Origin of the sequence: Shewanella sp. Shew256 (genome assembly GCF_002196695.1) — a bacterium.
Taxonomy (GTDB): Bacteria; Pseudomonadota; Gammaproteobacteria; order Enterobacterales; family Shewanellaceae; genus Shewanella; species Shewanella mangrovisoli.
Genome location: NZ_NAJR01000007.1, coordinates 80,384 through 93,119, shown reverse-complemented (window position 1 = coordinate 93,119; position 12,736 = coordinate 80,384). Strand labels below are relative to the sequence as shown.

16 protein-coding genes are annotated in these 12,736 nt (G+C 47.1%); 13 read left to right on the top strand and 3 right to left on the bottom strand.

Annotated features, from left to right (window positions below; all coding sequences use genetic code 11):
• Positions 1-36 precede the first annotated feature (36 nt).
• Positions 37-669: a FlgO family outer membrane protein gene (locus tag B5P39_RS14490; RefSeq protein WP_088212103.1), complete on the top strand. Its 633-nt coding sequence runs from the start codon at positions 37-39 to the stop codon at positions 667-669.
• Positions 666-1,115 (top strand): LPP20 family lipoprotein, encoded by a 450-nt coding sequence (locus tag B5P39_RS14485; protein WP_088212016.1) that lies wholly within the window; start codon positions 666-668, stop codon positions 1,113-1,115. Before B5P39_RS14490 ends, B5P39_RS14485 begins: the two co-directional genes overlap by 4 nt.
• Before the next feature lie 134 nt (positions 1,116-1,249).
• Here B5P39_RS14485 and B5P39_RS14480 read toward each other — a convergent pair whose 3' ends face one another.
• The 3 genes from B5P39_RS14480 to flgA form a co-directional block, all read right to left on the bottom strand.
• Positions 1,250-1,675, bottom strand: coding sequence for a flagella synthesis protein FlgN (locus B5P39_RS14480; protein ID WP_088212015.1), 426 nt, complete (start codon positions 1,673-1,675; stop codon positions 1,250-1,252).
• A gap of 2 nt (positions 1,676-1,677) precedes the next feature.
• Positions 1,678-2,004, bottom strand: a complete 327-nt coding sequence (gene flgM / locus B5P39_RS14475; protein WP_088212014.1) for a flagellar biosynthesis anti-sigma factor FlgM — start codon at positions 2,002-2,004, stop codon at positions 1,678-1,680.
• Between the two features lie 76 nt (positions 2,005-2,080).
• A complete protein-coding gene (gene flgA / locus B5P39_RS14470) occupies positions 2,081-2,788 on the bottom strand; it encodes a flagellar basal body P-ring formation chaperone FlgA (protein WP_088212013.1) in 708 nt (235 codons plus the stop codon).
• A 204-nt stretch (positions 2,789-2,992) separates the two neighbouring features.
• On the opposite strand from flgA, the gene B5P39_RS14465 reads away from it, so the two are divergent.
• From B5P39_RS14465 to flgJ, 11 genes are all read left to right on the top strand, one after another.
• Complete coding sequence (locus tag B5P39_RS14465) at positions 2,993-3,913, top strand: chemotaxis protein CheV (protein ID WP_088212012.1); 921 nt, start codon at positions 2,993-2,995, stop codon at positions 3,911-3,913.
• 101 nt (positions 3,914-4,014) lie between these two features.
• Positions 4,015-4,854 (top strand): CheR family methyltransferase, encoded by an 840-nt coding sequence (locus B5P39_RS14460; protein ID WP_176399945.1) that lies wholly within the window; start codon positions 4,015-4,017, stop codon positions 4,852-4,854.
• 144 nt (positions 4,855-4,998) lie between these two features.
• Positions 4,999-5,403, top strand: coding sequence for a flagellar basal body rod protein FlgB (flgB, locus tag B5P39_RS14455; protein ID WP_088212011.1), 405 nt, complete (start codon positions 4,999-5,001; stop codon positions 5,401-5,403).
• A 2-nt stretch (positions 5,404-5,405) separates the two neighbouring features.
• A complete protein-coding gene (gene flgC / locus B5P39_RS14450) occupies positions 5,406-5,822 on the top strand; it encodes a flagellar basal body rod protein FlgC (protein ID WP_011622048.1) in 417 nt (138 codons plus the stop codon).
• Between the two features lie 24 nt (positions 5,823-5,846).
• On the top strand, positions 5,847-6,626 hold the full coding sequence (gene flgD, locus B5P39_RS14445) for a flagellar hook assembly protein FlgD (RefSeq protein ID WP_088212010.1): 780 nt from the start codon (positions 5,847-5,849) through the stop codon (positions 6,624-6,626).
• A 62-nt stretch (positions 6,627-6,688) separates the two neighbouring features.
• Complete coding sequence (gene flgE / locus B5P39_RS14440) at positions 6,689-8,050, top strand: flagellar hook protein FlgE (RefSeq protein ID WP_088212009.1); 1,362 nt, start codon at positions 6,689-6,691, stop codon at positions 8,048-8,050.
• 172 nt (positions 8,051-8,222) lie between these two features.
• Positions 8,223-8,966 carry a flagellar basal-body rod protein FlgF gene (gene flgF / locus B5P39_RS14435; RefSeq protein WP_088212008.1) on the top strand — a complete coding sequence of 248 codons (744 nt, stop codon included), beginning with the start codon at positions 8,223-8,225 and terminating at the stop codon, positions 8,964-8,966.
• Between the two features lie 10 nt (positions 8,967-8,976).
• Positions 8,977-9,765: a flagellar basal-body rod protein FlgG gene (gene flgG, locus B5P39_RS14430; RefSeq protein ID WP_011625678.1), complete on the top strand. Its 789-nt coding sequence runs from the start codon at positions 8,977-8,979 to the stop codon at positions 9,763-9,765.
• A 12-nt stretch (positions 9,766-9,777) separates the two neighbouring features.
• Positions 9,778-10,452: a flagellar basal body L-ring protein FlgH gene (flgH, locus tag B5P39_RS14425; RefSeq protein WP_088212007.1), complete on the top strand. Its 675-nt coding sequence runs from the start codon at positions 9,778-9,780 to the stop codon at positions 10,450-10,452.
• Between the two features lie 11 nt (positions 10,453-10,463).
• Positions 10,464-11,555, top strand: coding sequence for a flagellar basal body P-ring protein FlgI (locus B5P39_RS14420; protein WP_088212006.1), 1,092 nt, complete (start codon positions 10,464-10,466; stop codon positions 11,553-11,555).
• Between the two features lie 17 nt (positions 11,556-11,572).
• Entirely contained in the window at positions 11,573-12,727 is a 1,155-nt protein-coding gene (flgJ, locus tag B5P39_RS14415; protein WP_088212005.1) for a flagellar assembly peptidoglycan hydrolase FlgJ, read from the top strand.
• Positions 12,728-12,736: the final 9 nt, after the last annotated feature.

Below are 12,736 nucleotides of genomic sequence, written 5' to 3'. Positions count from 1 at the left end.
CTGGGCCACATTGATATTGATGACGAGGTTACTCTTATGCTGAAGCGTGCATTCATTCCGCTGGCACTGTTAGTGCTGGTTGGGTGTGCGACTAAACCCGTGGCACCGCCCAAACCTAGCTTAGCTGACGGCAATGGTTTGCCGCCTACGGCGACGATTAATCATCTCGCGCAGCGAATTGTGACTGAGTTAGTCAAGCAGAATGATGCACTGCGTCCCGACCAGCCTATCGTTGTTGCCACGCCTGTGTTAGTTGGGAATTTGAGTAGCACCAATGCACTGGCGCAGCAGCTGCAGCAAGGGCTGATGACGTCTTTGCATAGCTTTATGTTCAATGTGGTGGATTTGAATTTAGGTGATGGGCTGAGAGTGACGGCTGATGGCGATTTTATTTTGACGCGCGATTGGCAAAAGCTTTCGACCAATTTACCCGTTGACCATATCGTCGTATCGACCATGAGCCCGACAACCAATGGCATGGCAATCAATACTCGGATTGTCACTCTAAGTAACAATCGTGTGGTATCGGCATCGCAGACTTTTGTGACTCAAAAAGAATTGAGTAATTACATGCAGCCCTCCGAGCAAGTTATCTCTCAGGATGGGATTTTATATCGCCAGTCGAGCCCTGGTATGAATGAGGTTCGGGTACTAGGAGATGGAAAATGAAACGCTACTTACTAATTGTTGCGGCGCTCCTTCTTACTGGGTGTGCAACTAAAGATAGATATGTTCAGTGGGAAGATGTGCCCCCAAGTAGTTTTCCTAAACTGACGGCAATAGGTTACGCCCCGCTAGCGACTCAACCGGCCAAAGAGCAGTCCCAACGAGTTTTAATGGCGATGCAGGCGTCAAAAATCGTGGCCTACCGTGAACTGGCTGAACAAGTGTATGGACAGAAGATCACCGCCAACAGTAGTGTCAGTGATTGGATGCTGACAGATGATAATGTTAAAGCGTCTGTGACTGGGGTGATCCGCGGCGCGAAAGTGGTAAAAAGCTATCCGGCAGGGGACCACTATGTGACTGAGTTAGAACTTGATTTTGCCAAGGTATGGCAGATTTACCAACAGCAGAGCCGCCCACAAAGAATTAAAGATGTTACCTATTTTTAGTGCTAGGGTTGGTGCTAGGGTTGGTTTTAGAGCTAGGTCTGGATGACTGCTCGTCGTGCTGTACCAATAAACAAAAGCCGCGCTAAGTTTTAGCGCGGCTTTTGTTTATATCCCGTTTACTTATGATGCATGATTTACGCTTTTAAATCATTGCCTAAGCTAGAAAGGGTCGAGGTTCTGCCTTTATCGTTATAAGTCAGAGTAGTTGCGTTTCGGCTCGCCTGTAAGGCTTGGGCAAAACGGTTTAGACTCGCTAGATTCATCTCGATCAGACTGGCATTTTGAGCGTTTAGATCCTTACATTCGGCAAGGGCCTCTTTTACGGCGGCCATTTTATGGGATAGTTCTACTTGCGAGGTGAGTAAGGATTTATCGCTGTGATTGGCCAGTAAGTCATCATTGGCCTTAAGTTCTTGCAGGCATGATGATTTTTGCTCCGCAAGCGATAAAAGCAAATCGGCGTTTTGGTCAACCAAAGCGCCTTTTTCCTTAAGAATAATCTGTTTAAGAACAGCCAAATGGGCGTGTTGTTGATCTACCAGTTTAGCTATTTCTGTCATAGTTACTCTTTATTGAGGTCATTCAATTCAGCTTCGAAGCTGGCAATGTTGGCCGCCAACATTTCGGGGTCAATTTTATAGCGACCTTCGGCAATCGCTTGTTTAATCTCAGCGACTTTCTTTTGGTCTACTTCAGGTAGGCTGGCCATTTTGGTTTGAGCTCCTTGTAGCTGTTGAGCTTGAGCCGTAATGACAACTGAGTCACCTTTCTGTTGAGTCGATTTAGCCGCAACCTGAGTCGATTGCTCACTTTCGCTGCTTTTCTTTGTTGTGTTTGAACGGACTTGGGCGGCCGCTCCGGCGTTAAATTTGCTAATATCAATTGCCATTTTAGGCTCCAGCGTCGTGTATACGGGGATTTCTTAACTGGGGTATCGGCAGCTCATCGAAAAGCTTTAGTTTATTTTACATTCTAACTTCGACTTCGCCAATGGCCGTGACTATGGCATCTAGTTCTTTGTTTGAACTGCTATTTTTGACCCTAATTTGGTCACCAATATTACCATCCTGTAGCGCTTCGCCTACGGTTTTTAGCACAAAATTGCTGGAACGCACATAAATTGATACTGAATCATTCTTACAAACAAAACAAAGGTTATTGGCAAAAATAGGGAAGTTTTTGGCGACACGCCGTTTAACCCGTACTCCTGAAAGTTGGCTGGTATCGCTAAATTGCATACCGCGTAAACTGTTTTGGTCGACGTAACGGATTTCAACTTGTGTTGGGCTGATCAGTTCGCCGGGCGCCAGTGTTTCGCTGGCGACCACAACTGGGAAAAGAATATCGACCCGCACCGACATAAAAATCTGCCAAGGGTAGGCTAAATCGGGTGTATCACAACTGACTTTTACCGTGTTATTGCGGCTGATCTCTCGGTCGGAGGCGAGCTCGACTCGAATGGGGGAGGCACATTGAGAAGGGAGCAAACGACTGTCTATCGTTTGCGGAAGGATTTCAACTTTAGCGTTAGATGGCACTGAAATCTTTTCATTAATAAGAGCTTTAGCTAATTCGGATATCGCCGATATGCTAGGTACCACGGGCTCGGCATTGGCCTTAGTGGCGAAGGAAAGGGCGATGATACTCAAAAAATAGACTAAATTTACTTTCATAATGAAGAGACTAGCTTGTAACGCCAGAATGCACCTATACTTTTATCAAGTTTGAAACTGTTACATGCCATAACGGCTAAGATTTAGTGTCAGAAGTTTGACTCAGTTTCAACTATGGTTATCGATGACAAGACGTAAGCAATTAATATGCCTATACTCAAACGAGTTTAGGGCCGTACATAAACAGAACAACAAGGCAGAGTTATGTCGAGTATTCTTGATTCAGTCAACAAACGAACCCAACTCGTAGGTCAAAACCGACTAGAACTATTGCTATTTAAGTTGAATGGTCGTCAACGTTTTGGGATTAACGTATTCAAAGTAAAAGAAGTTTTGCAATGTCCACCGTTAACGACTTTGCCTAAACTTAATCCTTACGTCAAAGGTGTCGCCCATATTCGCGGCACGACTATTTCGGTAATCGATCTGAGTGCTGCAACCGGCGGACGTCCGTTAGCCAGCACTGAAAATTGCTTTATCATCATTTCAGAATATAACCGCAGCGTACAAGGTTTCTTAGTCAGTTCAGTTGAACGTATCATCAACATGAATTGGGAAGCCATTATGCCGCCACCACAAGGGGCTGGTCGCTATTCCTACTTAACTGCAGTCACTGAAATCGAAGGTGAACTAGTTGAAATTCTTGATGTTGAAAAGATCCTAGATGAAATTTCACCAGTCAAAACCGCAATCAGTGAAGAAGTGAATGAGCAACTGACAATCGATAGAAGTCAGCATTACCATATTATGGTGATTGATGATTCGGCGGTGGCTCGTAAACAAATTATTCGCGCGCTAGAGTCGTTAAACTTACAGATTGATACGGCAAAAGATGGCCGTGAAGCGCTCGATAAGTTAAAAGCTATTGCGGGTGAAATGAACAATGTTGCCGAGGAAATCCCGCTGATTATCTCGGATATTGAAATGCCAGAAATGGATGGTTATACCTTAACGGCTGAGATCCGTGACGATCCAAAGCTTAAGCATATCAAGGTTGTACTACATACCTCGTTAAGCGGCGTGTTTAATCAGGCTATGGTACAAAAAGTAGGCGCTAATGATTTTATCGCTAAATTCAACCCAGACGAATTAGCTGCGGCAGTGAACAAGCATTTAAGTTTGTAGTGAAAGTGTGGGTTAGTGCCTAGTGGTGCTTTACGCTATAATCTAGCCCTTATTACATGATTGTTGGCACTTATTTGGGTGCTTGCTATAGGATCTAGGACGTGAATGTGCCTGACAAATCACTCGCAGAAGCCGAATATAATCAATTTAGGTTGTTCTTAGAACAACACAGCGGCATCGTACTGGGGGAAAATAAACAGTACCTAGTGCGTAGCCGTCTCGCGCCTTTGATGGGCAAATATAATCTGCCTTCGTTATCCGATGTGGTGAAACATTCGATGAAGCCAACGGAGCGCGCGTTGCGGGCGGAAGTCATTGATGCGATGACGACCAATGAAACGCTTTGGTTCCGTGACCGCTATCCGTTTGAGTTACTAGGCAATGTATTGCTACCTGAATACAGTAAGTTGGGCCGTCCATTAAAGATATGGTCGGCTGCCTGTTCTTCTGGCCAAGAGCCTTATTCGTTGGCAATGACGATTTTAGAATATCAACAGAAGAAGCCGGGAGCTTTGCCGGGAGGCGCTTCAATTCAAGCGACCGATCTTTCGCCTTCGATGTTGGAACGTTGCAAAAATGCCGAGTACGACAGTTTGGCATTGGCACGTGGCCTATCGGAGGAACGTAAGCGCCAGTTTTTTGATGCTTTGCCCTCTGGCAACATGCGGGTAAAGGACAACGTTAAGCGTTTAGTCAATTTTCGCGCCCACAATCTGCTTGAGAGTTACACTTTGCTAGGCAAGTTCGACATTATTTTCTGCCGAAATGTGCTGATCTATTTTGCCCCTGAGGCAAAAGCAAAAATTTTGCGGCAATTTGCTGCCGCATTAAATCCGAAGGGCATACTTTTTCTCGGTGCGTCAGAATCCATTGCGGGCCTGACAGATGAGTTTGACATGGTGCGTTGCAACCCTGGTATTTATTACCAGAAGAAAACCTAATTAAATGATATTAAATAAAAATTACCGACATTAGTCGGTAATTTTTTACCTCGCAAAACCTCATATCTACACATTTCGATTAGTTATTACTTTTTGGCACATGAATTGCTTTGTTCCCGTGAGAGTCACGATGGAGGCAATTTTATGGCGATTAGTTTTGATAAGGCATTAGGGGTACACCAATTTACGTTGGGGATCCGTGCTGAGCGTGCCGAAGTGATTTCTAGCAATATCGCAAACGCCGATACGCCACATTATAAAGCCCGTGACGTCGATTTTTCTGCGGCCTTAAATGTTGCTAAAACCCAGCAACAGCAGCGCAATAGCCTTGAGATGACAGGCGATGAGCAGCATTTTGGCCTTGCACAATTAACGGGACAATACGTGAAGTTCCGTGTGCCAAATCAGCCAGATACTGGGGATGGCAATACTGTTGATATTCAACAGGAACAGTCGGCATTTATGCAAAATGCGCTTGAATATCAAATGTCTCTAGGATTTTTGGACAGTAAGTTTAGTGGCATGAAGAAAGCGTTGAGAGGGGATTGATCATGAGTTTATTTAGTATTTTTGATGTGGCGGGTTCTGGCATGTCAGCTCAGTCTGTCCGCCTCAATACCACCGCGAGTAACATTGCCAACGCCGACTCCGTTTCCAGCAGCATAGATAAAACTTACCGCTCTCGTCATCCGATTTTTGAAGCGGAAATGGCCAAGGCGCAAAGTCAGCAACAAGCCTCTCAAGGTGTGGCGGTAAAAGGCATAGTTGAGAGTGATAAACCCCTATTAAAAGAGTATTCGCCGGATCACCCGATGGCGGATGCGGATGGCTTTATCTACAAGCCGAATGTGAATGTCATGGAAGAAATGGCGGATATGATTTCTGCCTCTCGCTCATATCAGATGAATGTTCAAGTCGCTGAAGCCGCAAAATCTATGCTGCAACAAACACTTGGGATGGGTAAATAATATGCGCTATTTAGGAGGTAAGCTGTGAGCCTCATTAACCAACTTAGCCAGACCTCGGCTCAGACGACTCAAACTAAGAGTCAATCGAATACGGTGGCGACTAATACTACGAGCACAACGAGTACATCAACGGGCAATCCTTTTTTAGATGGCATCCGTTTGCCTAGCGAATCCATTGTCCCTGAAGCCAAGAGCCAGCAGCTGACACAGGAAGATTTTTTCTCGTTACTCAGTCAGCAGTTGTCGATGCAGGATCCGTTTAAGCCCGTCGACAACGATCAGATGATTGCGCAAATGGCATCCTTTTCGACCGTGGATGGTATTTCGAAGCTTAACGATGAAATCGTCAATTTAAACAGTGTGATGACCTCGAGTCAGGCGCTGCAAGCATCGGGATTAGTTGGACGTAAGGTATTGATCCCAACCGATACCGGCAATGTGTCGACCGAAAGCCCTACCTTGAGTGGTGTGGTGAGTACGCCAGATAAAATTCCTGTGATTAACGTGCGTGTACTGGATGATAAAGGCCAAGTGGTCAGTACCTTTAACATCGATGGCAGTGATGGCGGCAACATCCCTGTGACATGGGATGGCCTGAATAAGAATGGCGAGCCTGTCAGTGCCGGTAATTACACCATTAAGGCCAGTGGACTTGTCGATGGTAAATCTCAAGAGCTTGCCGTCTCGACCTATGCCCATGTGACCAGTGTTTCGTTAGGCACTGCAAGCACTGGGGCGATTCTGAATCTTCGCGGTGGTGCAGGTATTAAGCTCTCTGATGTACTCGCGGTATCAGAAACCTAATTTGTCAGTATTAAGTTGGACCTGAGTCCTTAATTGAATTGAGTGAAATGTAGAGGTGAATTATGTCGTTTAACATTGCATTGAGTGGCATTTCTGCTGCACAGAAAGACTTAAACACTACAGCGAACAACATCGCGAATGCTAATACCATTGGCTTTAAAGAATCGCGTGCTGAATTTGCGGATGTTTACGCTAATTCAATTTTCTCTAACTCTAAAACTGCCGTTGGTGGTGGTGTGGCAACGAGCCAAGTGGCGCAGCAATTCCACCAAGGTAGTTTGCAGCTAACCAATAACTCTTTAGATTTAGCGATCAAAGGGGGCGGTTTTTTTGTGACCGCATCAGAGATTGGTACTTTAGATCATCAGTTTACCCGTGCTGGTGCATTTAAAGTCGACAAAAATAATTATATGGTTGATTCAGCTGGTAATTATTTACAAACCTTCCCTGTAGATAAAGACGGTAACTCGACATCAGTCAGTTTAACCACCGCTAAGCCAGTACAAATTCCTGATACTGCTGGTAGCCCTGTTCAAACCGAAAACGTGACTATGCAGATGAACTTGAACGCGAAAGAAGGTTCACTCGATCCTGCTGCCTTTGACCCGCTGGACTCCAAAACCTATAACAGCGTGACCTCGATGACGATTTACGACTCACTCGGTGAGCCGCATATCATGACCACCTATTTTGTGAAGCCAAATAACGGCTCTTACAACGGTGAAAACAACTGGGTTGCCTACTACGCGATTGATGGTAAGCAAGTGGATGTATCTGGCCCTGCGGGGACTTATCAGACAGATACCAATGGTGACGGTACGGCCGATGGTACTGGGACAGCCCAAACCACTGGCGGTTGGAAAGGTTCAGTGTTGAAGTTTAACTCTGTCGGCGTGTATACCGGCAGCGATCCAGCGGTCGTGACGACCGAAGCATTAGGCGTGGGTGGTGCTGGCGTGTTAGGCCCTGGTGCCGATGGTACTCAAGATGTGACCATTAAGTTTAATGCACCGACTCAGTATTCGGCGCCGTTTGCGGCAACCGAATTAACGCAGGATGGTACGACAGTAGGCCGTTTAACAAACGTTGAAATCGGTGAAGATGGTTTGATCACCGCCAGCTACTCTAACGGTTCAACCGTGCCATTATCCCGCGTTGCCTTAGTTCGCTTTGCCAACGAGCAAGGTTTGACCCAAGTAGGTAATACTTCATGGAAAGCCAGCCTTGAGTCGGGTCCTGCGCTTGCGGGTGAACCAAACAGCGGTACATTCGGTAGCATCAGTTCTTCGGCGTTAGAGCAATCTAACATCGACTTAACGACTGAGCTGGTGGATTTGATTTCGGCGCAACGTAACTTCCAGGCCAACTCCCGTACCCTCGAAGTGAACAACACCCTGCAACAAACTGTACTGCAAATTCGTTAAACTGATTTCTCCCTTTTCTAAGTGTTGCCGCTGGCGGCAACACTTAGCCTCTTTTGGCCTTGTAGCTATTCCCTCATAATCTTCTCCCAATTTATCAGTAAATTAGCCGTTAATTTTATTGGCATGATGCTTGCTTTGCTATTGTCAGGTTGAAAATTTGACGGAGCAGTCTGTGGACAAATTCCTCTACATATCCATGAGCGGAGCTAAGCAAAACATGAATGAGTTGGCATTGCGTGCCAACAACTTAGCTAACGCCAATACCGATGGATTTAAGTCGGATATGGCGCAAGCCAGATCGATGCAAGCCTTTGGTGAAGGATTGCCATCGAGGGTTTTTGCCATGGTCGAAACCCCCTCCGCCAATTTTCGAGCAGGCCCCATCAAAACCACAGGGCGTGATCTTGACGTTGCCATTAAAGGTGATGGTTGGTTCGCAGTGCAGGCAAAGGATGGTAGTGAGGCCTATACCCGTTCAGGAAGCTTAAGTTTCGACTCAACAGGGTTATTGCATAACGACCGCGGTAATCCTGTGATGGGCGATGCGGGGCCGATTGTATTACCGTTGCCGATTGAAAAAGTCACCATTTCACAGGATGGCATTATCTCGGTACGTCCTCAGGGCGCGACAACGGAAGTGATCGAAGAGGTGGGGCGATTAAAGCTGGTGAATCCTGGCAATGCGCAAATGATGCGTGGTGAGGATGGGTTGTTCCGTTTGGTATCGGGGAATCCGGCGCCAACCGATCCAAACGTGTTTGTTGAGAGTGGTGCTGTAGAGGGCAGTAACGTCAATCCAGTGGATGAGATGGTGTCCTTAATCGACCTACAGCGACAATTTGAATTGCAAGTGAAGATGATGAAAACCGCGGAAGAAAACGACCGCGCGGCTTCTTCATTAATGCGGATTAGTTAGGAGATAAATTATGCATCCAGCCTTATGGATTAGTAAAACTGGCTTAGACGCACAGCAAACCGATATTGCGGTGATTTCAAACAACGTCGCGAACGCCAGCACCGTCGGCTACAAAAAGAGCCGCGCCGTCTTTGAAGACTTACTCTATCAAACTGTTAACCAAGCGGGGGGCATTAGCGCCTCGAACACTAAGTTGCCAAATGGTTTAAATATCGGTGCGGGTACCAAAGTGGTGGCCACCCAAAAGATGTTTACCCAAGGCAATATGTTGACCACGGATAACTCACTCGATCTGATGATCGAAGGCCCTGGCTTTTTTGAAGTGCAGTTACCCGACGGCACCACGGCTTATACCCGTAATGGTCAATTTACCTTAGATGACACTGGGCAAATTGTAACGCCAGGTTCGGGTTATGTACTGCAACCTGCGATCACCATTCCTGAAGATGCGACCAGTATTACCGTATCTGCTGAAGGTGAGGTTTCTGTTAAGACGCCGGGCGCCGCAGAAAACCAAGTGGTGGGGCAGCTCAGCATGTCCGACTTTATTAACCCATCGGGTTTAGATCCTATGGGACAAAACCTGTACACCGAAACCGGTGCCAGTGGCACGCCTATCCAAGGCACAGCATCACTCGATGGTATGGGGGCGATTCGTCAAGGCGCGTTAGAAACCTCTAACGTAAACGTGACCGAAGAGCTGGTGAATCTTATTGAAAGTCAGCGGATCTACGAGATGAACTCCAAAGTGATTTCGGCGGTCGATCAAATGCTGGCTTATGTGAATCAGAATCTATAGAGGCACATTATCATGGCTAGATATTTTATATTGGCCGCTGCGCTCTTGCTTACGGCATGTAGCTCTACCCCCAAGAAGCCGATTGCAGATGATCCTTTCTATGCGCCGGTATATCCCGAAGCGCCGCCAACCAAAATTGCCGCGACAGGGTCAATTTACCAAGACAGCCAAGCGGCCAGTCTCTATTCGGATATTCGCGCCCATAAAGTGGGTGACATCATCACTATCGTGTTGAAGGAAGCGACTCAAGCGAAAAAGAGCGCGGGTAATCAGATCAAAAAAGGTTCTGACATGTCGCTCGACCCCATTTATGCCGGTGGCAGCAATGTGTCGATTGGCGGGGTCCCTCTCGATTTACGTTACAAAGACAGCATGAACACTAAGCGGGAATCCGATGCCGATCAAAGCAACAGCTTAGATGGCAGTATCTCCGCCAACGTGATGCAAGTGCTCAACAACGGCAACTTAGTAGTGCGCGGCGAAAAATGGATCTCTATCAATAACGGCGATGAGTTTATCCGAGTGACGGGGATTGTGCGTTCGCAGGATATCAAACCGGATAACACTATCGATTCAACCCGTATGGCCAATGCGCGTATTCAATACAGCGGTACTGGTACCTTCGCCGAAGCGCAAAAAGTGGGCTGGTTAAGCCAGTTCTTTATGAGCGATTGGTGGCCCTTCTAAGGAGTCGTATCATGAAATTGAAACTGATTTTAGCGGTTGCCATGCTGGTGTTTTCACTGCCTAGCCAAGCCGAGCGCATTAAAGATATTGCCAATGTTCAAGGGGTACGTAGTAACCAATTGATTGGTTACGGCTTGGTTGTCGGTTTACCCGGTACGGGCGAAAAGACCCGTTACACCGAACAAACCTTTATGACCATGCTGAAAAACTTTGGGATTAACTTGCCCGATAATTTCAGACCCAAAATTAAGAACGTGGCTGTGGTGGCGGTGCATGCGGATATGCCGGCCTTTATCAAACCCGGTCAAGAATTGGATGTCACCGTATCTAGCCTAGGTGAAGCCAAAAGCTTACGCGGTGGCACTTTATTGCAAACATTCCTTAAAGGGGTCGATGGCAATGTGTACGCGATTGCCCAAGGCAGTTTAGTGGTCAGCGGCTTTAGTGCCGATGGTTTGGATGGCTCTAAAGTCATTCAAAATACGCCAACCGTGGGTCGTATTCCTAACGGTGCGATTGTTGAACGTAGCGTCGCAACGCCATTTTCGACTGGCGATTATTTGACGTTCAACCTACGTCGCTCGGATTTTTCTACCGCGCAGCGTATGGCCGATGCCATCAATGACTTGCTTGGTCCCGATATGGCGCGGCCATTGGATGCGACCTCTGTGCAGGTTAGTGCGCCAAGGGATGTGTCACAACGGGTGTCTTTTTTAGCCACGCTCGAGAATATCGAAGTGGAGCCTGCTGAAGAGTCTGCCAAAGTGATCGTGAACTCCCGTACTGGCACTATTGTGGTTGGGCAGAACGTCAAGTTATTGCCAGCCGCGGTAACGCATGGTGGCTTGACTGTGACTATTGCTGAAGCAACTCAGGTGTCACAACCTAATGCCTTAGCGAATGGTCAAACAACAGTGACGAGCAACAGCACGATCAATGCGAGCGAAAGCAATCGCCGGATGTTTATGTTCAATCCTGGCACGACCTTAGATGAGTTAGTGCGAGCCGTAAACTTGGTGGGCGCGGCCCCTTCAGATGTACTTGCTATCCTCGAAGCGTTAAAAGTGGCAGGTGCTTTGCATGGTGAACTTATCATCATCTAATTTCTGTCGGGAAAATCATGGAAAAGCTTTCAAGTTCATCACATTTTCTTGATCTGGGCGGGCTCGACTCCCTGCGCGCCCAGGCTCAGAAAGATGAGAAGGGCGCCTTGAAAAAAGTCGCCCAACAATTTGAAGGCGTGTTTGTGCAAATGCTGATGAAGAGCATGCGTGATGCGAACGCAGTATTTGAATCCGATAGCCCACTCAACAGCCAATACACTAAGTTTTATGAGCAAATGCGGGATCAGCAGTTATCCGTCGATTTATCGGATAAAGGTGTGCTGGGACTTGCAGACATGATGGTGCAGCAATTATCCCCCGAGTCGAGCCAGTTTACGCCCGCATCCGTGTTGCGTAATGACGGCGGCATGAAGCTGCAACATGATGCCAAAGCGTTCAACATTCCCGCGCAAAGCTCATCAACTGCAGAAAACCAAAGCGCTGCTGCGCCAGTCGTTGCAGCCCAAGGCGTGCCAGTCTCGATTGCGCGCCCAAGTGTTGAGATGGATAACGCCGATGGCGTGACGTCTTCCTTAGATATTGATAGACCCGAGCGTTTGTTGGCCATAGATACGCCAAGGCCTACTTGGTCAGAACAGCCCTTATCGCCAATCGAACCTGTGATCAGCGGCCAAATCTTGCCGACGGCGGCATTTAGGGAGACGCAAAAGACCCTTAAGTTTGGTAGCCGTGAAGAATTTTTGGCGACGCTCTACCCCCATGCGGAAAAAGCCGCCAAAGCCCTTGGCACTAAACCCGAAGTGTTATTGGCACAATCGGCCCTTGAGACGGGCTGGGGTCAAAAAATTGTCCGCGGCAATAATGGCGCGCCTAGCCATAACCTATTCAACATTAAAGCCGACCGTCGTTGGCAAGGTGATAAGGCTAACGTGAGTACCTTGGAATTTGAGCAGGGTATTGCCGTTAGACAAAAAGCCGATTTTAGGGTGTATGCCGATTTCGAGCACAGTTTTAACGATTTCGTATCCTTTATTGCTGACGGTGAGCGTTATCAAGATGCCAAGAAAGTGGCGGCGTCACCGACTCAGTTTATTCGCGCATTGCAGGATGCTGGCTATGCCACCGATCCTAAATATGCTGAAAAAGTCATTAAAGTCATGCAGTCCATCAGTGAAGAGCTGAAGTCGATACTGCCAGGAGAAGACAAATGATCATTCTTC